19 protein-coding genes are annotated in these 21,491 nt (G+C 45.8%); 8 read left to right on the top strand and 11 right to left on the bottom strand.

Annotated elements, in window-relative coordinates; genetic code table 11:
- Positions 1-156: 156 nt before the first annotated feature.
- Positions 157-1,056 carry a diacylglycerol/lipid kinase family protein gene (locus BLU98_RS07810; protein WP_092723484.1) on the top strand — a complete coding sequence of 300 codons (900 nt, stop codon included), beginning with the start codon at positions 157-159 and terminating at the stop codon, positions 1,054-1,056.
- Positions 1,057-1,059: 3 nt separating this feature from the next.
- On the opposite strand, the gene BLU98_RS07805 is transcribed toward BLU98_RS07810, so the two are convergent.
- Positions 1,060-3,282 (bottom strand): patatin-like phospholipase family protein, encoded by a 2,223-nt coding sequence (locus BLU98_RS07805; protein ID WP_092723471.1) that lies wholly within the window; start codon positions 3,280-3,282, stop codon positions 1,060-1,062.
- 39 nt (positions 3,283-3,321) lie between these two features.
- Positions 3,322-4,389: a COX15/CtaA family protein gene (locus tag BLU98_RS07800; RefSeq protein WP_092723470.1), complete on the bottom strand. Its 1,068-nt coding sequence runs from the start codon at positions 4,387-4,389 to the stop codon at positions 3,322-3,324.
- Between the two features lie 49 nt (positions 4,390-4,438).
- Between BLU98_RS07800 and rnhB the strand changes: the two genes are divergently transcribed.
- Positions 4,439-5,068, top strand: a complete 630-nt coding sequence (rnhB, locus tag BLU98_RS07795) for a ribonuclease HII (RefSeq protein WP_092723469.1) — start codon at positions 4,439-4,441, stop codon at positions 5,066-5,068.
- Here the strand turns inward: rnhB and BLU98_RS07790 are convergent.
- Positions 5,037-5,666, bottom strand: a complete 630-nt coding sequence (locus BLU98_RS07790; RefSeq protein ID WP_257574809.1) for an L-threonylcarbamoyladenylate synthase — start codon at positions 5,664-5,666, stop codon at positions 5,037-5,039. The genes rnhB and BLU98_RS07790 overlap by 32 nt on opposite strands.
- Before the next feature lie 27 nt (positions 5,667-5,693).
- On the opposite strand from BLU98_RS07790, the gene BLU98_RS07785 reads away from it, so the two are divergent.
- Positions 5,694-6,572: a cupin-like domain-containing protein gene (locus BLU98_RS07785; protein WP_092723467.1), complete on the top strand. Its 879-nt coding sequence runs from the start codon at positions 5,694-5,696 to the stop codon at positions 6,570-6,572.
- Positions 6,573-6,755: 183 nt separating this feature from the next.
- On the top strand, positions 6,756-7,415 hold the full coding sequence (locus BLU98_RS07780) for a response regulator transcription factor (RefSeq protein ID WP_092723466.1): 660 nt from the start codon (positions 6,756-6,758) through the stop codon (positions 7,413-7,415).
- 13 nt (positions 7,416-7,428) lie between these two features.
- On the opposite strand, the gene BLU98_RS07775 is transcribed toward BLU98_RS07780, so the two are convergent.
- Positions 7,429-8,466, bottom strand: coding sequence for a 2-oxoacid:ferredoxin oxidoreductase subunit beta (locus BLU98_RS07775; protein WP_092723465.1), 1,038 nt, complete (start codon positions 8,464-8,466; stop codon positions 7,429-7,431).
- Between the two features lie 85 nt (positions 8,467-8,551).
- On the opposite strand from BLU98_RS07775, the gene BLU98_RS07770 reads away from it, so the two are divergent.
- Positions 8,552-10,705, top strand: coding sequence for a S9 family peptidase (locus BLU98_RS07770; protein ID WP_092723464.1), 2,154 nt, complete (start codon positions 8,552-8,554; stop codon positions 10,703-10,705).
- Between the two features lie 92 nt (positions 10,706-10,797).
- Here the strand turns inward: BLU98_RS07770 and BLU98_RS07765 are convergent, their stop codons facing one another.
- The 3 genes from BLU98_RS07765 to BLU98_RS07755 form a co-directional block, all read right to left on the bottom strand.
- Entirely contained in the window at positions 10,798-11,967 is a 1,170-nt protein-coding gene (locus BLU98_RS07765; protein WP_092723463.1) for an N-acetylmuramoyl-L-alanine amidase, read from the bottom strand.
- A gap of 145 nt (positions 11,968-12,112) precedes the next feature.
- Complete coding sequence (locus BLU98_RS07760) at positions 12,113-13,900, bottom strand: acyl-CoA dehydrogenase FadE (RefSeq protein WP_092723462.1); 1,788 nt, start codon at positions 13,898-13,900, stop codon at positions 12,113-12,115.
- Positions 13,901-13,932: 32 nt separating this feature from the next.
- Positions 13,933-14,379 carry a MarR family winged helix-turn-helix transcriptional regulator gene (locus BLU98_RS07755; protein ID WP_092723461.1) on the bottom strand — a complete coding sequence of 149 codons (447 nt, stop codon included), beginning with the start codon at positions 14,377-14,379 and terminating at the stop codon, positions 13,933-13,935.
- A 72-nt stretch (positions 14,380-14,451) separates the two neighbouring features.
- Between BLU98_RS07755 and BLU98_RS07750 the strand changes: the two genes are divergently transcribed.
- Together BLU98_RS07750 and BLU98_RS07745 are read left to right on the top strand one after the other, a co-directional pair.
- Positions 14,452-15,600, top strand: coding sequence for a glycosyltransferase (locus BLU98_RS07750; protein WP_092723460.1), 1,149 nt, complete (start codon positions 14,452-14,454; stop codon positions 15,598-15,600).
- A 232-nt stretch (positions 15,601-15,832) separates the two neighbouring features.
- On the top strand, positions 15,833-16,903 hold the full coding sequence (locus BLU98_RS07745; RefSeq protein ID WP_092723459.1) for an ABC transporter permease: 1,071 nt from the start codon (positions 15,833-15,835) through the stop codon (positions 16,901-16,903).
- Here BLU98_RS07745 and BLU98_RS07740 read toward each other — a convergent pair.
- On the bottom strand, positions 16,900-17,373 hold the full coding sequence (locus BLU98_RS07740; RefSeq protein ID WP_026768849.1) for an Lrp/AsnC ligand binding domain-containing protein: 474 nt from the start codon (positions 17,371-17,373) through the stop codon (positions 16,900-16,902). The genes BLU98_RS07745 and BLU98_RS07740 overlap by 4 nt on opposite strands.
- A gap of 535 nt (positions 17,374-17,908) precedes the next feature.
- Between BLU98_RS07740 and BLU98_RS07735 the strand changes: the two genes are divergently transcribed.
- Positions 17,909-18,481, top strand: a complete 573-nt coding sequence (locus tag BLU98_RS07735; RefSeq protein ID WP_092723458.1) for a hypothetical protein — start codon at positions 17,909-17,911, stop codon at positions 18,479-18,481.
- Between the two features lie 38 nt (positions 18,482-18,519).
- On the opposite strand, the gene BLU98_RS07730 is transcribed toward BLU98_RS07735, so the two are convergent.
- Genes BLU98_RS07730 through BLU98_RS17755 form a run of 3 tightly spaced genes read right to left on the bottom strand, consistent with a single transcriptional unit; the run spans position 18,520 to position 21,427 of the window.
- Positions 18,520-19,893 (bottom strand): sulfatase-like hydrolase/transferase, encoded by a 1,374-nt coding sequence (locus BLU98_RS07730; protein WP_092723457.1) that lies wholly within the window; start codon positions 19,891-19,893, stop codon positions 18,520-18,522.
- Entirely contained in the window at positions 19,878-21,251 is a 1,374-nt protein-coding gene (locus BLU98_RS07725; RefSeq protein ID WP_092723456.1) for a class I SAM-dependent methyltransferase, read from the bottom strand. The genes BLU98_RS07730 and BLU98_RS07725 overlap by 16 nt, the downstream gene beginning before the upstream one ends.
- On the bottom strand, positions 21,251-21,427 hold the full coding sequence (locus tag BLU98_RS17755; RefSeq protein ID WP_257574806.1) for a hypothetical protein: 177 nt from the start codon (positions 21,425-21,427) through the stop codon (positions 21,251-21,253). The genes BLU98_RS07725 and BLU98_RS17755 overlap by 1 nt, the downstream gene beginning before the upstream one ends.
- Between the last annotated feature and the right edge of the window lie 64 nt (positions 21,428-21,491).

The following is a 21,491-nucleotide window of genomic DNA, read 5'->3' as shown; positions in this document are numbered from 1 at the left end:
CTTCAATGTCAATCTTACACTGGATTAATCATTTAAACGGAAAAAAACTAGCTCAGATTAAACATGCCCTGAGTTTTCAATAGCACAACACGTTAATGTTTAGCATTGCACCAGAATAAAACACACTAAGCCGGGCATGAACATTAATTTTTGATGATGGAAAGAAAAATAGTGTATCTCGTCAATCCCATTTCGGGAACTGCCAAAAAAGAGGGCATCAAAAAATTGGTAGAGCGGGAAACAAGCGCACAGGGCATTTCGTATGAAATGACCGACACCAATGCTACCGGTAATTACGATTGGCTGCGCGATAAAGTGCTGGCCGAAAAAATTACCGATATCGTGATCATTGGCGGCGACGGTACCGTGAACCAGGTAACCCGGTCGCTGCGTAACGTTCCCGTTCAATTCGGCATCATACCGGTGGGTTCAGGTAACGGGTTGGCGCTGGCCGCAGGCATACCATCTAAACCACAGCAGGCATTGGCGCTCATCTTCGCAGGCAAGGCCGCCCCCGTTGATGCATTCATGGTAAACAATGAATATTCCTGCATGCTCAGTGGCATTGGCTTCGATGCACAGGTAGCCTATGATTTTTCTACCAAAGCCACCCGCGGATTGTTTACCTACGCACAACAAAGCATCCTGCATTATTTCAAAGCACATCCTTACCAGTTCGAGATCGTACTCGATAATTTTTCTTTTTTCGCAGAAGCTTTTTTCATCAGCATCGCCAACAGCAACCAGTTCGGCAATCATTTCACCATTGCGCCACAAGCCAGTCTGCACGACGGTTTGCTCGACATAGTGATCGCTCAGAAAATGAACAAAGCCAAACTGCCCTTTGCCATCCTCCGGCAAATACGCGGCAACAATAAACTGCAACAGTTGGTAGATGACATGGGTAAGAAAAACATCCTGTATTTTCAAACGCCTGCGCTCACCATCCGCAACCTCAAACTGGCGCCGCTGCATATCGATGGCGAACCCAGGGAAACCGCGGAAGAGTTCAATATAAGATTGCTAAAAGACTATTTTCAGTTGATACAGCCCTGATGCTTATTTCATGATGCGTTCCAACTTCATAAATTCGTGTTTGTTGAGCGGGTTATCCAATGCCAGTGCAATGTCTCTTTTTTCTGCAGCGGTAAGGTGAAAGCTCAGACTGGCCGGCGCATCGTTGCGGGAGGGCATGTATTGAAAACAAAGCCGGTGAAATTGCAACCCATACCCTTCAAAGAAATATTCCAGTTGATCGTGCTGGTAATAGTCCTGCAATTTGTACCAGTTATTCTGCAAGAGTAAAAAAGGCTTGGTGAGCCAGTCCATCAGGTTACTCGATTCGAAAGGCCGCTCCCAGTCGCCCAACCCCCTGTCGCGCAACTGCAATAACACCACTTTGCTGGTATTCTGCTGGAACCAGCCCTTGAATGCATCAATAAAACGGAGTGCCGTTTCCTGTCCGAAGTTATCGCGCAACCCCGCATCCATCACATCGATCACCGGGTCTGAAGGCAACCATACATTGGGCAATACATAAGGGAAAGTGGCATTCATGCGCAATGCCGACAAAACACTCAGGTTCATCGCATCCTGTTTGGCAAAGAAAGTATGGAAATCCACCGCATCGGCATCAAAAGGCGTAATATGTGTAACATCGGTCATAGGGCGCATCAGGAATCGCGCCGGGTGGGTTCCGATGATCATTTTCCTTCCATCGCGGTTAATAACGGAATTGAAGAACATGAAAGGTATCTGCGCCGTTTGCTCCGGTATTGCATAATCCTGCAACCGTTTATCAAGCACCCCATGGGTATTCTCACTGAGCTTCTGTTCAAAAGCATAACCACGGTCTTTGGAATACTGGTAGCCGAACTTGTTGAATTTCTGTACGGGGCCCATGATATCGCGCGTTACAAAAGAAGAGAACAAAGGACTCAGCAGGTCTTTTGAAATATTATCAACGTATTGTCCGTCGTGGAGGTTGATCGAATTCCCTTTCAGTTTCTCCAGGTACAGTTCCCTGAAATAAGCAGCACCCAGTGTACCACCCGAAGCCCCTGTGATGAGCAATGTCCTTTTCATCAATTCACCACCCATCATGCTGTCGAGCCTTTGCAATGCATTCATGGTGAAGGTAGCGCTTCGCGTACCGCCTCCGCTGGTGTTGATGATGTATACGATGGGCTTATCGCTTCCCTGTTTGGCTTTCCACCGGTTCAGTATTTCGAGGTACTGTTTTTTGTCAGCCTCCGTGTTTTCACGGGTAGCCATCTTCATTACAGACTCGCGACTGTAAACAGGTCTTTCTTCTTTACCCTCGTATTGCAGTCCGTATGCTTTGTTGCGCGGATCGATGATATTGCGCTGGTACAAAAAATTCATGCCCACATAGATCGATACCAGCAACAACAGACTCCAGCTATGTAAAAACAAAGAGATAGCGCCTGCTCCCGCGATCAGTATGGCAAAGAATACGGTGATACTGGCGGCGGCCGGCAGCTGGAACAAGCGGGTATCTGAAATATAACCCAATGCCACCAGGAAAATGAACGCAACCAGTATGGCAATAACGGCCGCAAAATGGTGCCGTTTGAAAATGGTATCGAGGAAATCCTGGCTGTAGTGCCGCACATCCCTTGGTTTGCGCAGGTGCAGGCTGGCGCTCAGGAACCAATCTACTTTCAGGTCGGCCTTTTCTTTGGGTAGTGGATTATTCTTCGATATCTCTGCATAACGGGTATTGGCCGTGGTAATCACATTGGCCATACTCCTGTAAATGGTTTTATCGGCGCCGAAAAAATAAATGAATGCAATGAGTATAGACAAGATAATGCCCACTGCAAAACCGCCCACCATCAGCAATACTTCCGACAAAGGAAACAATTCCTGGTCGCTCGCATAATTGACGGCTTTGATGAAGTAAAACACCAGGAAAGTAAGTGGTATCACCGCATTGTTGATACAGTATTTTAAGAATGGTTGCGCCGTTGTAGCGAGGAATTTCAAGTGCTTGCTGTGCAGGATGAAAGTGGTGATATTCCAGCTCATGATGAACACACCGACTGAAAAACCCACAATGCCGGTACTGATCGGACTCACTTCACCAAAATATTCAGGCGCCAGGAAAAGAGAATCTGCACCGAATGTATGCATGAAATCACCGGCTACCGTGGCAAATAAAATATACCAGAACAACAGGAATACCTGGTACCTGCGGAGGTGCAGGAGTAAAAGCTGAACAGGCAGTGAGAACCAGAAACCAACCAGGTATTTTTTCATACAACCAAGACCATTTTTTTATAGCAGTTGCTGCTTGATTTACACTACCGCTCTTTCCCTTCGCACAATATACAGCATCCACACCAGTGACAGCAACAACAACATGCCTATTAGTTGGTGTAATTGCGCCGTCCATTCAAATATACCCCATTTACCCGGTTCGATACCGGTGCTGGTGAGTACTACTGCAATGCCCAGCAATACCTGCAAGCTTACTACAGCCAGCGGCATCCATCTGGTGCGATCGAATAACCCTGTTCCTTTTGTTTTAAACAATCGCAACGTCCAGATAATAATCAATACCAGCAACAAATACGCCAGCCCCCGATGTATAAAATGGATTAACGTTTTGTTGTCGATGAAGTTGAGCAGGAAATGTTCATTGGCAAACATTTTTTCCGGTATCCACTGTCCATTGATGGTGGGCCAGCTGGGCGCCGCCGTAGCCGCTTTATGTCCGGCCATCAATGCACCATATAACAATTGTATTACCAGCAGGCAAAGCAATAACCAATTCCATTTTCTCGCACCGGTGTTATAGGTTAACTGTTCTTTTTTCACCAATAGCTGCAGAGCAAACCAGAAAGTGTAGCAGAGTAGTCCCAGTGCAAATATGAAATGCAGGGCCAGCCGGGTAGGTTTCACATATACGGCATCGCCCGTTAAACCACTGGCTACCATGATCCAGCCTACTGCTCCCTGTAAAGCGCCCAGTAAAAACAATATGAGGAGTGGCCTGATCATTTCTTTCTTGAAATGGCCTTTCAACAGAAACCATATAAATCCAACGGCAAAAACCATACTGATCAACTTAGCCCACAAACGATGAAACCATTCCCAGAAAAAAATGAATTTAAAATCGGAGAGGGTAAAATCGAAATTCAATAAATAGAACTGCGGCGTCTGCCTGTATTTATTGAACTCTTCCATCCATTGTTGCTCATTCAATGGGGGAATTGTTCCCGTAATTACATTCCATTCGGTGATAGATAACCCGCTTCCCGTTAAACGGGTAATGCCCCCCAGCGCTATCTGTATCACTGTCATACCCACTCCCACCAGCAACCAGGTGGCTACTAATTTCGAAGAACGTGCCGTTGTATCCATAACTCCTTTTTCAGAATGGCACAAAGGTACTGAAACTGTATTGGGAGATATGAAACGGAATGTTGAATTTTACCGCGTGTTACAATCGCATTTTCAAAAGGATCTGATAGAGGCGGGCTGTGATGAAGCAGGCAGGGGTTGTTATGCGGGACCAGTATTTGCAGCGGCAGTAATACTGCCGGTCGATTTTCATCATCCGTTGCTGAACGACAGTAAACAACTTTCTGCAACGCAGCGTGAATCGTTGAGACCTGTGATAGAATCTGCCGCCATCGCCTGGGCAGTGGCGCAGGTAGACAATCACGAGATCGATCGCATCAACATCCTCAAAGCTTCTTACAAAGCCATGCATTTATCCATTGATCAGTTAACGACTTCACCACAGTTGTTGCTCATCGATGGCAACCGCTTCATCCCTTACCGGCAAACCCCGCATCGTTGTATTGTCAAAGGCGATGGTATTTATGCCAGCATCGCCGCCGCAAGCGTTCTCGCCAAAACATACCGCGATGCGTTTATGCAGGAGCTGCACCTGGAATTTCCGCAATATAAATGGGATCGCAACAAAGGGTACGGAACAGCCGACCACAGGACTGCCATTGAAAAACATGGTTTGTGTAAATACCACCGGCACAGTTTCAACATCATCAAAAATCCACCACACCTGCTCCTTCCCTGATCACTTCATACGCATCGTGTGTGCAGTCGATCACCGTAGAAGGTATCATACCGCCAATGCCGCCATTGATCACAATATCTACCTGGCTGCCGAATTTCTCATAGATCAGTTCGGGATCGGTGTATTCTTCCACCATTTCCCCGGGCAAAGAAGCAGATAATATAGGGTGGCGCAGTTCTTGTACAATGCCACGGGCAATGCGGTTGTTGGGCACCCTGAGCCCTATGGTACTCTTTTTGCTCTGTAAAATTTTAGGGACTTCCTTACTGGCCGGCAGGATAAAAGTATAAGGACCGGGCAAATGACTTTTCAATAAACGGTATAGGGGCGTGGAGGTGCTCTTGGTATACTGGCTCAGGTCGCTCAGGTCGTAACAAACAAAACTCAATTGCGCTTTATGGGTTTCTATTTGTTTGATACGCGCGATGCGTTCCACCGATTTGTGCTGGAAAATATCGCATCCGAGTCCATATATTGTATCAGTAGGATAAATGACGATGCCACCCGATAAAAGACATTCTGCAACAGTTTTCAAATGCCGGGTCTGTGGATTGTCCGGATGGATATGCAAAAGCATCCCTAAAAATAGCGCATTCATCTTATTTTTGCATGTAAAATTTCCTTTATGCAGTTACAGGCTATTGACGTGGTAAGTTCGATCAGTGCGACAGATTTTAAAAAAAATTATTACGAAGCCAATCGCCCCCTCATTATAAAAGACCTGGCTAAAAGCTGGCCGGCTTATGAGAAATGGAACTGGGATTATTTCAAGCAACTGGTGGGCGATAAAAAAGTAGGCCTCTATAATAATACCAAGAGTGATGCGTATACCCCCATCAACAAGGCCGACGATTACAAGACCTTTGGTGAATACATTGATATGATCCGCAAAGGTCCCGCCGGATGGCGCATTTTTCTTTTCAATATTTTCGAACACGCACCACAACTCACCAATGATTTTACCTGGCCCGATGAACTGATGACGGGTTTTGTAAAGCGCTATCCCATGTTATTCGTGGGCGGCGCCACCAGCATCACCCACATGCATTTCGATATCGACCTGAGTCATATCCTGCATATACAGTTTGTGGGAAGGAAGCGTGTATTGTTGTTTCCCAAAGAAGAAGAACACAAGCTCTACCGCAAACCCTTTGAAGTATTGAGCCTGGCCGATTTCAGTCATTATTACAAGCACAACAGCACGCCCGATTACGAAACCTTCCCTGCACTCAGACTGGCCAGGGGATATGATGCTGTATTGGAACATGGCGATACACTTTTCATGCCTGCCGGATACTGGCACCACATGGAATACCTCGACAGCGGATTTGCCATGAGCCTTCGTGCTATGCAGTCTTCCTTCACCGGAAAATTAAGCGGTGTATGGAACCTGTTTGGAATGCGTACGATTGACACAATGATGAAGAAAACTTTTCCGCATCCCTGGTACAATTGGAAAAAGAAAAAAATATTTGAACTCGCCAATAAAGAACTGAATAGGTGATTTCTGCAGTTGTACGTGAAAAACACTGTTTTAAAAATGGTGATTTCTACATACGAATTCCGTATAAACACCTCATTTTATTCTGTTGTAAACCCGCAAATTTGTAGTCGCATCATTCCGGCATAGGTTTTGTCTTTTCAAAACCAAACTGGAAATGATTATTTATCTATATAATGCGCTGCTATGACAAAGATCGTCTTGGTCGATGACCATGTACTGCTGAGGAATGGACTCGTTTCATTGATTAATTCTTTTCCCGATTATACCGTTCTTTTTGAAGCCAATAACGGAAAGCAATTCGTCAAACAACTGGATCCCGAAAACCTGCCTGAGATTGTTATCCTGGATATTACCATGCCCGAGATGAATGGGTACGAGACGGCATTATGGCTCACCAACCATTACCCGCAAATCAAAATACTGGCGCTGACCATGCTCAGCGATGAACGTTCCATCATACGGATGTTCAAGAACGGCGCCAAGGGATTCCTGTTGAAAGATTGCCGGCCACAGGAACTGAAAGCGGCGCTCGACGGGCTGATGCATAAAGGCGTATACCTCAACAGGGTTACCTGTGACAGTATCATTCATAATTTCCAGTCTACCAATAGCGCCGACGACGAGGAGCAAAAAATGGTAAATGAACTGGATGAAAAAGAGAAAGAATTTCTAGCGCTTTATTGTACAGAAAAAACACACCGCGAGATCGCAGAAGTTATGGGTGTTCCACTACGTGTCATCGATAATTTCCGCGACCTGTTGTACCAGAAATTGCAGGTATCGTCAAGAGTAGGACTGGCGCTGATTGCCATGCGCAATAATATTGGCGACAGCGTTTATTAATACCCAACCGGCATTATATAATTTCCCAAACTTCTTTACCGCGCAACAGTTTATCCAGATCGCCTTTTCCTTTGGTAGCGATGGTCTCTTCTATCTGCATGCTCATCACATCTTCATAGCAGGCACGGTCTGTTTCAAAGAACACACCGAAGGGCCGGGGATAATGGCCGCCTTCTTTATTGGGGTCATCGAACAAACGAACCAGTAACTGTGCTTTGAAGAAATCACGCTCATCGTGTATCCACAGGTCATCAGCGCTGACGCCGTTGCCTAATTCCACCACCACAGGTTTTAAACCATCCAGTTTGATACCCTTGTTTTGGGTAGCACCAAATACCAGTGGTTTTCCCTGTTCGAGGAACAAAGCCTCATCGGCTTTTGATGATTTTTCAGTGAATACCTCAAAAGCGCCATCATTGAAGATGTTACAGTTCTGGTATATTTCCAGGAAAGAAGCGCCTTTGTGCTGGTGCGAACGTGTGAGCATATATTGCAGGTGCTTGGGATCACGGTCCATACTGCGGCCCACAAAGCTGGCATCGGCTCCCATAGCCAGTGCAGCCGGATTGAACGGATGATCGATACTTCCGAAAGGCGTACTCTTGGTAATCTTTTGCTGCTCGGAAGTAGGTGAATACTGCCCCTTGGTTAAACCATAGATCTGGTTATTGAACATCAGTACATTCACATCGAAATTCCTGCGCAGCAAATGAATGGTATGGTTGCCGCCAATGCTGAGACTATCCCCATCACCGGTTACGATCCAAACACTCAATTCGGGCCTGGTGGCTTTTAACCCACTGGCGATGGCTGTTGCACGTCCGTGGATGGAGTGCATGCCAAAAGTATTTATGTAATAAGGGAAACGGCTGCTGCAGCCAATTCCACTGATAATAACAATATTTTCTTTGGGTACGCCTATCCCAGGCATTATTTTTTGTACCTGTGCGAGTATAGAATAATCACCACAACCCGGACACCACCTTACTTCCTGGTCTGTTGCAAAATCTTTCGCGGTGAGCGGAACGCTCGTTGCTGCTGCTGCTGACATCTTAAACCAATTTGAGTCCGCTAAGTTACAAAACCATCAGGCTTGTACTGTCATTTCTTTGTATTTTAACCGCACAAACTGATATATGAAAAAATTAATACTTCTGTTGAGCTGCTGCTACTGCGGTCTTCTCTGTGCGCAAAAAGGTCAGGAGCCCATGAAAGTAACCGACATGCTGAAGATCAGGCAGGTGGGTGCTATTACGTTGAGTCCGGATGGTTCCAAAGCCGTTTTCAGCGTTACCGCTATTGAACCCGATGGCGATGCCAGGTGGGAATACAAGTATGTAAACCAGTTGTACCTGGTACCGGTAGATGGCTCAGCGGTTCCGCGCCTGCTCAGTTCCAAAGAGAACGCTACCCAGCCTACCTGGAGTCCGGATGGAAAACAACTGGCTTTCACCAGGGCGGTCGAAGGCAAGCCCCAGGTATTTTTACTCTCTTTCGATGGCGGCGAACCCCAACAATTGACACATTCGAGATATGGGGCCGCCTCTCCCAAATGGAGTCCCGATGGACATCAGATCCTGTTCTCTTCCAGCATCTCCCTGCGGGAATTACTGAAAGATTCCCTGCTCAATCCAGGTAAAGCCATCCCCCAATGGCCTTATGAAAAACCGGGTTTTGCCGGCAATGAACAACTCAAAGCCTCCAATACCAAGCCCGATCCCGATGGCGACCTCGAGGAGATCAGGGCTTATCTCGACCTCAACACCGTTGATAAAAAGGCCAAAGTATTCAACAAGCTCAACTTCCAGGAAGAGTCTACCACTTCACCTGAAATGTATTTCACCCATTTCTTTTTGATTGGCCTGCAGCCAGACGCGCAACCCGTAGCCGTAACGCATGGGTTTCACCGTTTCAACAATGCCGAATTCACGCCCGATGGCAAACAGCTTGTCATCAGCGGCAATGTAGATTCTGTGCGGCATCCCGACCGTGTACTGGAAAGTGAAATTTACCTGGTTGACCTGAACAGTCACCAACTCCGCAAAATACTGGGTGAGGCCGGAAAGAATTATAACAGTCCAACTGTTTCTCCCTCCGGCAAGTGGCTGGCCTTCCAATATGGTAACACTTCTTTTGTGGATGTGCCCACACTGGCCGTTATGCCGCTGCACGGAACAGCCAACGACATCATCAACATTCCGTTCGATCGCAGCAAGGGCGCACTCGGCTGGAGCAAAGACGAAAAATATTTATACTTCATCGCCCAAAGCAATGGAGGTGCGCCCCTGTACAGGGTAGACATGCAAACACGCAAAGTGGAAGCGTTGTTCGACTTCAACGTGGGCCTCAACAGCTATGCGTTGAAACCGAATGCTATTGTGTTTGCTAAAACAGAAGTGGCTGATCCTTCCGAATTGTATGTAGCAGATAGCAATGGTAAAAATGAAAAAAGGCTCAGCAACTTCAATACTGCCTGGATCAAAGACAAGTATCTAAGCTTCCCCGAGAAAAAAACTTTTGTGAACAGCAAGGGCATGACAGTTGAATATTGGATGATGAAACCGTACAACTATGAAGCCGGTAAAAAATATCCGACCATTTTAAATATTCACGGCGGACCTTCTGCGATGTGGGGCCCTGGTGAATCTTCTATGTGGCATGAGTTCCAGTATTATTGCGCTAAAGGATATGCAGTGGTGTATTGCAATCCCCGCGGATCAGGTGGTTATGGCGCTGCATTTCTGCGTGACAATATCAACGATTGGGGTACAGGCCCCACTTCCGATGTGCTCACTGCACTGGACAAAGCAGTGGAAGAAGGCTTTATCGACACAGCGCGTATGGCAGTGACCGGCGGCTCTTATGCCGGCTATCTTGTTGCCTGGATCGTATCGCACGACCAGCGATTCAAAGCAGCCTGTTCACAACGCGGCGTATATGAGTTGGGTACTTTCTTCGGAGAAGGCAATGCATGGCGATTGGTACCGAATTATTTCGGCGGCTATCCCTGGGAAGAAAAAGCGAAAGCAGTGATTGAACATGAGTCGCCCATCAGCTATGTGCAGAATATCCATACACCTTATCTCATCTTCCATGGCGAAAACGATTTACGCACGGGCGTCATACAAAGTGAAATGTTATACAAGAGCCTGAAAGTATTGGGCCGCACCGTTGAATACGTAAGGCATCCCGGTGGCACCCATGAACTTACCCGCAGTGGCAACAACCGCCAGCGCATCGATCAGATGTTACGTACGATGGAATTTTTCGAAAGATTCATAAAGCATTAATTCGACAATTTGGCAATTCGACAATTCGGCAATGTTTTTTTGATACTGTACGAGCATTTATTAACCCATTGCCGAATTGTCGAATTGGCTAATTATTTCATTGATAACAGCCATTGCGTAATTCCTAAGTATACTTTTTTAGCTACATCGTCGCGGAACTTGGCGTTCAGTATACGCTTTTCATCAGATGCATTGCTCAGGAATGCTATCTCAACAAGGCTGTTGGGAAAATCGGTGGGGCCATTCAATGCAAAATTGAAATTGCCTACGTTGCCGAATTCATCGAGTCCCAGTGTAAGCATATTGCGTAAAATGGCCGTTGTAAGCGGGCGAAAACCGATGTGCTTATAATACGTGCTCACGCCTTTCACTTCTTCGTTATTACTGGAATTGAGGTGAAAGCTGATGAGCAGATCGGGGTTCTGCTGTTGCAGGAACAATACACGGTCTTTGTTATCGAAAGTAGTATCGGTTCTGCGCGTCATGATGATTTTATGAGCGCCACGGAGCTTCAGGTATTTTTCGAATGCTTTGGCAAAAAGCAGGGTGTATGTTTTTTCTTCAGCGCCTGTTCTAACGCCCGATGCGCCTGTATTGGTTCCTCCGTGTCCCGCATCGATGGCTATTTTCAGCTTGCGTATGTCGAGCACAGCCGGTTGTCTTTTGATCCTCACCGTGAGTGCGTTCCCTTTGTAAGCAATATTGTAACCCCAATGTTGCTTGTGTTGCAGTTCAATGGTTACGCGCACCACATCATCTTCTACCTGGTTGTAATACACATTCTTCACTTCTTTCAGCGAACGAAGCTGGGTGATCCAGTTGGTATTGCTCTGCACACCATATATATCCACCATGATCCTGGCCGGATCAATTTCCATCCAGCTCTTGTAAGGCAACTTCCCGTCTACATGAATGCTTACATAATCGAACAGCGAATCGCCTTTGGCCATGAAAGAATTGGTGAGGTAAAAAGGTTTTAACTGCACAATAGTATCGAAGCGAACATAAGGTTTCTCGATATAAGCAGTGTGAGACTTCGACAGTTGTACTTTATAAAGGTCTTTGGTAGAGTCTATCACACGCAGCACAACATTTGAATCGATATAGCCCATTTTGGCGCCGCCCAGCCTGTCTTCACCCAGGCCATAGACCAGCGCAGGCAATTTGCCGGTAGCAAGTCCGGCCACATAAGAAGTATTAGTCTGTGCCTTTAGACTGCAAATACTCATCACCAGGCAGATAAAAAGAAAAAATCGTTTCATCTGTTGAAGGTAGGGAAGATGGGATGATAAAAATTAATGGCCTCACTACCATTTGGTGATGAGGCCACTGTTTGAGCAAGCAACCGTAAAACAAAACAAATATTAACAAAATTTATGAAATCCAAGAATTTTTTTGGGCCTTTTCTCAGATATGATAGCCGTTATCGGCCACCAGCCTGTCGGATATCCTCCTGCGGGCATCTTTGGTATTGAATGGCTCCAGCTTGGTAAAGCGTTTGAGGCCAATATGCATCATCCGCAGTTCATCGCCATCGGCAAAGCCGTTCAGCGCATCTTTACCGGCCTTGTTGATGCGGTCGGCCGCATCGTAGAGGTAAGTGCGTACAATATCGGCCTGCAGGGCAACTGCTTCTATCCCCTTGCTGTCGGCCAGTTTTATCAGCCGCAGCAGGGCGCTTTCGGCATTGAAGGTTTCGATGGCCATATCGGCGATGTTCATGAGTATTTCCTGTTCTTTATCGAGCTGCATCATCAGTTTCTGCACGGCGGCTCCCGCCACCATCAGAATGGCTTTCTTGAAATTGACGATGTATTTGCGTTCTTTGGCAAATGCCCCTTCTTCTTCGGCCCCGAAATCTGGGATGCTCATCAGTTCTTTTTGCACGGCAAGGGCAGGACCCATCAGGTCGAGCTTGCCTTTCATGGCGCGTTTCAATACCATGTCTACCGTAAGCAGGCGGTTGATCTCGTTGGTACCTTCATAAATGCGGTTGATACGGCTGTCGCGATAGGCTTTGGAAATCACGTATTCATCACTGAAACCATTGCCCCCGTGTATCTGCACGCCTTCGTCCACCACATAATCCAGCATCTCGCTGCCATATACTTTCAGCATGGCGCATTCGATGGCATATTCTTCGGCGGCACCCAGCAGCGCTTCGGCAAAAGTTTTACCACTGGCTTCCAGCTCCCGTTCTTTGTCATCAATCCATTTGGCGGCGCGGTATAAAGCGCTTTCACAAACCCACATGCGGATAGCCATTTCGGCCATCTTGTGGCGTATGGCACCGAACCTGGCAATGGGCAGTTTGAACTGTTCCCTTGTTTTGGCATATTGAATGGAAATATCCGCGGCACGCTTCGCACCGCCCAGTGCGGCTGCACAGAGTTTCAGGCGGCCGATATTGAGGATGTTGAATGCAATGATATGACCGCGGCCAATTTCACCCAGCAGGTTTTCTACAGGCACTTTACAATCCTGGAAATACAACTGCACAGTAGAAGAACCTTTGATGCCCATCTTGTGTTCTTCGGGTCCTTGTGTGAATCCCTCAAATCCTCTCTCTACAATGAAGGCGGTAAATTTATCGCCATCGATCTTGGCAAACACAGTGTACACATCGGCAAAACCACCATTGGTGATCCAGCATTTTTGTCCGTTCAGCAAATAATATTTTCCGTCTTCACTTAACTTGGCGGTGGTCTTGGCACCCAATGCATCGCTGCCACTGTTGGGTTCTGTTAAACCATAAGAGCCCTTCCATTCACCGCTGCCCAGTTTGGGGATATATTTTTGTTTCTGCGCTTCCGTACCAAAATACAATATGGGTAATGAACCAATTCCGGTATGTGCTGCAAGCGCAACCGAAAAAGAATGGCCGCCGCCCAATCCTTCGTTCACAATGGTAGAAGTAATGAAATCTTTACCTAAACCGCCATACTGCTCGGGTAAGGAAGTGGACAACAATCCCTGCTCACCAGCTTTTTCCAGTAGCGAAGGCATCAGGCCCGGTTCCATTTTATCGATCTTATCCAGCACAGGTATCACATCGGCATCCAGGAACTGGTGACACATATCCATCACCATATTTTGCTCTTCATTGAAATCTTCGTAGATGAAAGTATCGAACGGATTGCTTTCTTTGATCAGCCATTCGCCGCCATGCAATGCGGTTGTTTGTTTCGTTTCCATGAAATGAAATTTATGCGTTAAAGAAGATCATGCTAATTGCCCGTAAGGTTATCATATACTCTTTGCAAAACTGTTTTCACCGTTTCAATCTCTTCCTTGTTCACGCCCACCAATGCCTCGCTCATCGTTTGGTTGGCCAGTTCAATCGTACGGTCCTGCAATTCTTTGGCTGTCTCTGTTAAGCAAACCAGGTTAATACGCCGGTCTTCTTTGGAAGGCATACGCTTTACCAGTTTCTGTTTTTCAAGGTTATCAATGAGACGCGTGATACTGGGTTTGTCGCGAAATGTTCTGTTGCACAACTCTTGCTGGCTTAGGCAGTCTTCTTTCCACAAATGATACAATACACTCCACTGCTCGATGGTGATATCGAGCCCCGCCCGCCTGAAGTTCTTCTGCATACGGCGTGCCACAGCGGTAGACGCCATATTGTTGATGACGCTGTATAACTCTCCTCTTTTAAATTGGTTGTTTGACATATAGTTAGTTATGCAACTAATTCAAAGTACGGCTGTTTTTGTGATATCTCCAAGAATAAGTTTCTTTGTTCGATGTATACTGCCATAATCATTGTTACAACGCTGTTATTGGCTGTCTACGCTGTACTTATTCTCCAATATCGCAGCTGGTTTTTACGGCTGCGGCCGTTTGAGCCGGCCCCGGTACCCGGCGCTCCCACGCGTTTTTCCATCATCATACCGGCGCGGAACGAAGAAGGGCAGATCGGTAACTGTCTGGCTTCCATATTCGGACAATCATATCCAGGTACCCATTTTGAGGTCATTATAGTGAACGATCATTCTACAGACCGTACCGAAGCTGTTGTAAAAGCATGGCAGGCGCAACATGCCAACCTGTGCCTCATCAATATGGCCGACCATGTGGAGCCCAATGCTTTGAATTCTTACAAAAAAAAGGCCCTGGAACTGGCCATCGCAACGAGTAGCGGGGAATGGGTGGTGACCACCGATGCCGACTGCCAGGCAAAACCCGGCTGGCTCTCCCTGTTAGATGCATATATCAGGCAATACCAACCTGTATTTGTGGCGGCGCCTGTGATGTTCACAACAAAAGGTAATTTTCTCGATACGTTCCAGTTGCTGGATTTTATCAGCCTGCAGGGCATTACTGCGGCGGCAGTATCGGCCGGTTTTCATACCATGTGCAATGGCGCTAACCTGGCTTATCGGAAGGATGTATTTTATGCGGTGGATGGTTTTAAAGGGATCGATGGCCTGGCCAGCGGAGATGATATGTTCCTCATGCACAAGATCAAGCAATTATACCCGAACCGGATGGGATACCTGTTTGCCCAAGGGGCCATCATGGCTACGGCGCCTATGGCCGATTGGCGCAGTTTCATCAACCAACGCATACGTTGGGCCAGCAAAGCAGATGCTTACCAGGACCGGGGCATATTTCGTACCCTGGCGCTGGTATACGCCCTGAATGCCTGTCTGTTCCTGTGGCTTGTCGGTAGCTTATTCTTTACGGGGGGATGGGTGCCCTGGCTGATCTTCATCGCAATCAAGACACTCGTAGAATTGAGCTTTATGATACCGGTAAGCAAATTTTATGGCCATTTGCCTGCCATGTACTGGTTCCTTCCTATGCAGCCCTTCCATATTGCTTATACCGTTGTTGCCGGATGGCTGGGCAAATTCGGCTCTTACCAATGGAAAGGAAGGAAAGTGCAATGATTATTTCAGCTCGTGCACTTCTTTCGATTCGGGCCACCAGGCATACACGATCATAGAGACCAGGGCCAGTAGTGATAGAATAAACGCAAAAATACTTTTCATAGTGCTTAGGATTTATCAGATGATAGACAAAATAGAACTGCAAATGTTTAACCAGCTTTATTCTTTTTCGGCGAAACAAATCCCTGCATCGGTCATTCTTCCTTAATTTTCTTTTTTTACGTTAATCCTTATGCCCGGACCGTTTATTAAAAAGTTGTTAAAGAATAAAGGCGCCTGTTTTGGTATGATCCTAATTGCGGGTAGTTTGTTGCTTGCACTGTTCGCTTTTTTTATCGCGCCCGATCATTCACCCAATGCCAATCGCATGATACCAGAGATCGGCAGTAAGAAGCCGGGATTCACCATGGATCTTTTAAAAATCCGTCGCGACAAAGAATGGGTGCGCACCGGTTTTTGGCAACGATTGATCAATGGTGCGGAAGATGGATGGCAATATGTTCCCGTAACTGCTGTTGCTGTGAAAGGAGATAGTATGGTGTATCAGCAATTTGTAGACGAAGGCATCACCGAACGCAAATCGATTGCATTGTCGCGCATCGATGCTGCATCACCGGTTATACGTGTGCATTATCTGTTTGGTACCGATAAGTTTGGCAGGGATCTGCTCAGCCGGCTCATCATCGGCGTGCGCGTGAGTCTGGGCGTGGGATTGATCGCAGTGCTCATCTCACTCACCGTTGGTATCCTGCTGGGCGCGTTGGCTGGCTATTTCAGGGGATGGGCAGATGAATTGATCATGTGGCTCATCAATGTAACCTGGAGCATACCCACACTTTTGTTGGTATTTGCTATTACACTGATGTTGGGGAAAGGATTCTGGCAGGTATTTGTAGCAGTAGGGCTCACCATGTGGGTAAACGTAGCGCGACTGGTACGCGGACAGGTGCTGGCTGTTCGCGAATTGGAATACATCCAGGCCGCAAAAGCGTTGGGGTATTCAGATGCAAGGATCATTTTCAGGCATGTATTGCCCAATATACTTGGTCCGGTTATGGTGATCGCCGCCAGCAATTTTGCTTCGGCCATTGTAATAGAAGCGGGACTTAGTTTTCTGGGCGTAGGTGTGCAACCACCGCAGCCCAGTTGGGGATTGATGATCAAAGAGAATTATAATTTCATCATCACGCATAACCCAATGCTGGCGCTGGCGCCCGGTATTGCCATCATGTTGCTCGTGCTGGCATTTAATTTATTGGGCAATGGTTTAAGGGATGCATTGAGTGTGCGGAACAAAAATTAATTTTCCTGTATCACTATTACATTCCTGCAAAAGCTTTCTTCCAGCGAAATAAAAGTTTCTGTTCTTTCAATACCCTTGATCTTCTGCAATTCATCGTGCAACACAAAACGCAGCTGCTGGATATCTTTACAAACGATCTCTGCAAACATGCTGTAGTTACCCGTGGTGTAGTTGAGCCGCACGATCTGCGGTATTTTTTTGAGCTCTTTGGCAACAGTATCGTATAAAGAACTTTTTTCGAGGTAAATACCAATGAATGCGATTACATCGTACCCGAGGGCTTTGAGGTCAACCGATAATCTTTTACCTTTAACTATATTTAGTTCTTCCAGTTTCTTGATCCGCACATGGATGGTACCTCCCGACACGAACAGCTTCTTTCCCAGGTCGGCATAGGAAATCTCAGCATCCTCCATCATTTCCTGGATGATCTGGAAATCGAGTTTGTCAAGATTCAATTTTGAAGACATTTTCCTTTATTTTTTTGATAAAATCAATTATAATATGCAATTTATTGAACATTTTCGATAAATACAAAATATTTATTGAAACATTTGCAACAAATCAGGTATTTTATCTAACATTGTGCTGTCAAACAATGACAACCATCTTTAAACGATGGGCAAACGAGTTCTTATCAATACTGTGGGGTGATGAAATCTTTGGCAGACATGCCCTCTTGTCTCGGGGGTGAGGATCACAGGATAAACGTAGTGTAGAGCCGCGCGGGTAGTAATATCCGGGCGACCAGGGTCGACCACTGAACTTTGCGCTATTGCTAACTGCCTCGTGGAGGTTCGAGCCCTCCCCCTACAGCATACCTTTGAAAAACCGCCTTGTAAATCAATCACTTACAAGGCGGTTTTTCTTTTGGGGCAACTTGCGTTGATCAGTTGAGTCAGGTTTCAATATACTGAAGCAAGAACATAATTGTATCATTAATATGTGATGCGCTGCAAGTATAAGATGACGTAATTTTATGAAGAGGGTAAAATGTAGGGCAGTATGCTATTCATTAAAATGCTGGCAGTGATTGAACTTGCTGTAACTGTATGGTCTACAGGTAAGCAGGACTTATACGGTGAACACGCTTCACCCATTGCCGAAAGAGTTACCAGAGAAACCAAATTTTTAGATGACCAGCCGATTATAAATCCCTCGAAATTATTTACTAAAACAGAGGCCGATAAAATAATGGGCCAATCCACTCATTTAGCCGATAGTTCTTCAAAATTTAAAGGACTCTCAGCTTCCTACCTTTGTGCTTACTTGACGGATGACAAAGATGCCCCTACGGGGAAAACAGGAGCGATCTATTTTTTGTTTGAACAATACCGGCAAATTTCGGATGCTAAAAAGAAATACGCAGACATTATGCTGGCGAACAAACCTCATGGCATCGAAAACATAAACAACCTAGGCGATGAGGCGTATTTTCACACGGATAAGGTACACTTTTATTTTATTATGGTCAGGAAAGGTAAAAACGTGTTCAATATAAAAGTGAACAAGATAACAAGCTCCACATCTCTGAAAGAGTTTAACAAGATAGCAAATAGAATAACTGCATTGATTTGAAATACAACTTCAAACAATGTGTAATCGTCGCCAGCGGTTCAAGGTAATCCGTGTTGCTTCAGAAAAGAAGGCAGATTTGAAATATAACGGAGCTGTTGCAGGGCAGCCGTATCATATTTTTCCGGGATATACACGGCGGCATAGGGATGGCTGGAAGCTCCCGGCTCTTTAATAAAAGAATAGCGGGGGCCATGATCGCCCGTAATGATCACAATTTTATCCTTCCATGTTTGTAGCGTATCCAGCAATTGTTGCAGCAAGTGATTGCCATATTCCAGGTAACCGGTATAACATTTTTTGATCAATACACTATCCTTGCCGGTATAGGCTGGTAAAGACACCGGGCCGCCTGCACTGTCTCTGGAGAATGGTTCGTGCGGAATGGCAAGATGCACCCAAATAAAACGCGGGTATTGGGGTTGCTCCGAAAGCGTTGTCTTTAGTTTTTCATATAACCGGTGGTTGTATGCATTACATCTGGCAGCGGTAAACCGTGCTTTTTCGATCATCATACCAAAGAAGGTTCCCGAGATCAGTTGATCCAGGTAGGTACTAGGATAGCCGCTTCTGTCTTCCAGTTTATTTTCGCCGCCTATATCAAACGAACTGAGATTCACGAACCGGTATCCATCTCTTTTGATCCGTTGTATCCAGCTTGCTTTTTTCAACGCATCTATACCTGCATAAAAGTTTGCAGGCCGTATGCTGTCGTCTTCATTGAAAAGCGCATTCAATGAAAGCAAGGTATTGGGAAATCTTGTTTGGATAGAGGGGAGCAAACAAAAACCATGATGCTGTAAAATGGTATCAAAGGGATTCCTGAATGCAAACACTTTTTGTAATACTTTAGAAGATCCGTATTCATCCATCAATATCCATACAATATCTCTTTTCACTCCACTGCCGGGAAGATCAATGGCTGAGGGCGCTGTTTTGACCACATCTTTCTTCTCTTGCCCCACTGTTACTGAGCCATTCACTGCAAACACCAGGCAAATGATCAGCAAAAAAGTATTCAGTAGTGAATTCAGGTAACGCGCATAGTCTTTTTTACATTTCCTGAGCAGGTAGCGGGCTGCTATTAAACTACATAACACGAACACATAGAAAGCATAATAAAAATTCGCGGGTATATAGGCATATTCAAACCCAAGCAGCTGCGCTATTCCTATTACATGCAGCAAAGAAGCCCAGCACATAATCACAAATATTCCTGCATACGCAACCGTTGCCGCCTTTTTAAACGCTTCCAGCAAAAGCCAGGTAATGGCAATGTAAAGCACATAGAGGTTGAAAGCAACAGGCCATGCAAAAGAAGGCATGTAACGAACCGTTTTGAACAGCAAAAATGCCAGTCCGTATAAATACGGATACCATTGCCTGCGGAAAAAGTCCTTTATTTTCTGATCCATAAGAACAATTTCCTTTGAGAAGCCTTACAGCTATACTGCTCCTGCATAGTAAAATAAGTGCTGAAAGCAGCAATGAAATTGGCCTCCGTATAATCATCAAAAATATCTTCCCGGTTGCGAAGCATGGCCTGTACTTTTTCATCTGTTTTCGGAATAAACTCCACGATCGCATGTTTGGTGGTAATGTCTGCAAAAAGTTTTGCCACAAAAGCCAGGGGAATATTTTTTGAGATACATAAATGATGTACCAGTGCGAGTCCCAGTATCATATCTGCTTTTTGCTCCACCCTTTTTATCAACGCTATCTTCTCTTCGTTCTTCCAACCGGTTCCCGGTGTAGGCTGGGTAAGATCGGCAATGATGGCAGTAAGGTTGTTGATTTGCTGTTCTTTGATTTGCCCATACAATTGATCAACGCAGTCATGATCCATTTCAATGGCCATCACTTTTTTTGCATACCGGGCGGCGATCAATGAAAAATAACCGTTGTTGGCTCCTGCGTCGATCACACAGTTCGAAGAACCCGCGCTGATCCATTCAGTTACCTTATTGGTTTTATCGTTGATATAGTCCGTTGATAAGATACCCTCATCATAATAATGCAACCATTGTTGGCGGCGATGCTTACGAGGCTGCCATCGCTGAATGGACCGTTGAAGCATTTGCCACCATAGTTCCAGCTTTTGCCTGTTGAAACCGTTGGTAGTGTCCGCTTGTACAACTCCTTTCCTCTTATACCTGGCATGCAAATGAATATGTATGAGCAAAGTAGGATTCAGCCAGGTTTTGACGGGAAGGTTCCGGCTTACAAAAGGCAAATCCCAGCCGTCTATAAAAGCATTCAGCAACCGGCCCCAGTGCTTATCACTGAAGCACATCAGTGCAAAAGGCCCCAACATGAGCTCGCAAAACTGGCGGTAGGCCATCCAGGGCTGGCCATCTTCATATATCGCGAAAGAAGTAGTGTCGAAAAGCAGGCATTTCCCATCGTGGAAAGTGAAATTGTAGGGAGTGGCGTCCTTCAGTATCATGCCATGCCTGATGGCAAGCAGGTTGATGGATAAAAAACGAGCTATCACATCTTTCCATTGGCTTACCGACCATTCCGATGGATAGCTGATCACAGGAATCCATTCCGGTTCCAATATCTTGTAATAGTGCGGCATCTGCTCCGGGGTCATAGTAGATTCCTTGTGGGCAATCATCCACCCCCTGGTTACCAGTTCTTTGTACAAACCCGATTGCATCAGTAGATCGTACTCCTTTGCGTATGAATACGTTACAAAGCGGAACACAGTGCAATCGTCTGCAATTCTTACAAAACCATGCTTATCACGGTATGAAATAGCCTGCTGCATTACCCGCCCTCTTCTTCCTCTTTAAGTGCAGGACGCGCTTTTTTCAAAGAGAAAATCGTTTTCAGAAAATGGACACCTTTTTTGAAAAATACCAATACGGTAAGGAGTCCGGATACGAGTAATTGAAATAGTAAACTGCCCGATCCCGGGTCAATATACAGGATTGAAACGCTCATTGCTTAGGTAGGGTTTAAATGATAGACTCATAAAAAAGCTTGATGTTTAATTCACATCAAAAAA

Source organism: Hydrobacter penzbergensis, from assembly GCF_900106985.1.
Taxonomy (GTDB): Bacteria; Bacteroidota; Bacteroidia; order Chitinophagales; family Chitinophagaceae; genus Sediminibacterium; species Sediminibacterium magnilacihabitans.
The sequence above is the reverse complement of the archived record's forward strand: the minus strand, read 5'-3'. Positions and strand labels throughout refer to the sequence as shown.

Excerpts from the sequence above, each read along its gene's own strand:
- BLU98_RS07810 (WP_092723484.1), top strand. The coding sequence starts at position 157 with ATGGAAAGAAAAATAGTGTATCTCGTCAATCCCATTTCGGGAACTGCC.
- BLU98_RS07805 (WP_092723471.1), bottom strand. The coding sequence starts at position 3,282 with ATGAAAAAATACCTGGTTGGTTTCTGGTTCTCACTGCCTGTTCAGCTT.
- BLU98_RS07800 (WP_092723470.1), bottom strand. The coding sequence starts at position 4,389 with ATGGATACAACGGCACGTTCTTCGAAATTAGTAGCCACCTGGTTGCTG.
- rnhB (WP_092723469.1), top strand. The coding sequence starts at position 4,439 with ATGAAACGGAATGTTGAATTTTACCGCGTGTTACAATCGCATTTTCAA.
- BLU98_RS07790 (WP_257574809.1), bottom strand. The coding sequence starts at position 5,666 with ATGAATGCGCTATTTTTAGGGATGCTTTTGCATATCCATCCGGACAAT.
- BLU98_RS07785 (WP_092723467.1), top strand. The coding sequence starts at position 5,694 with ATGCAGTTACAGGCTATTGACGTGGTAAGTTCGATCAGTGCGACAGAT.
- BLU98_RS07780 (WP_092723466.1), top strand. The coding sequence starts at position 6,756 with ATGACAAAGATCGTCTTGGTCGATGACCATGTACTGCTGAGGAATGGA.
- BLU98_RS07775 (WP_092723465.1), bottom strand. The coding sequence starts at position 8,466 with ATGTCAGCAGCAGCAGCAACGAGCGTTCCGCTCACCGCGAAAGATTTT.
- BLU98_RS07770 (WP_092723464.1), top strand. The coding sequence starts at position 8,552 with ATGAAAAAATTAATACTTCTGTTGAGCTGCTGCTACTGCGGTCTTCTC.
- BLU98_RS07765 (WP_092723463.1), bottom strand. The coding sequence starts at position 11,967 with ATGAAACGATTTTTTCTTTTTATCTGCCTGGTGATGAGTATTTGCAGT.
- BLU98_RS07760 (WP_092723462.1), bottom strand. The coding sequence starts at position 13,900 with ATGGAAACGAAACAAACAACCGCATTGCATGGCGGCGAATGGCTGATC.
- BLU98_RS07755 (WP_092723461.1), bottom strand. The coding sequence starts at position 14,379 with ATGTCAAACAACCAATTTAAAAGAGGAGAGTTATACAGCGTCATCAAC.
- BLU98_RS07750 (WP_092723460.1), top strand. The coding sequence starts at position 14,452 with ATGTATACTGCCATAATCATTGTTACAACGCTGTTATTGGCTGTCTAC.
- BLU98_RS07745 (WP_092723459.1), top strand. The coding sequence starts at position 15,833 with ATGCCCGGACCGTTTATTAAAAAGTTGTTAAAGAATAAAGGCGCCTGT.
- BLU98_RS07740 (WP_026768849.1), bottom strand. The coding sequence starts at position 17,373 with ATGTCTTCAAAATTGAATCTTGACAAACTCGATTTCCAGATCATCCAG.
- BLU98_RS07735 (WP_092723458.1), top strand. The coding sequence starts at position 17,909 with ATGCTATTCATTAAAATGCTGGCAGTGATTGAACTTGCTGTAACTGTA.
- BLU98_RS07730 (WP_092723457.1), bottom strand. The coding sequence starts at position 19,893 with ATGGATCAGAAAATAAAGGACTTTTTCCGCAGGCAATGGTATCCGTAT.
- BLU98_RS07725 (WP_092723456.1), bottom strand. The coding sequence starts at position 21,251 with ATGCAGCAGGCTATTTCATACCGTGATAAGCATGGTTTTGTAAGAATT.
- BLU98_RS17755 (WP_257574806.1), bottom strand. The coding sequence starts at position 21,427 with ATGAGCGTTTCAATCCTGTATATTGACCCGGGATCGGGCAGTTTACTA.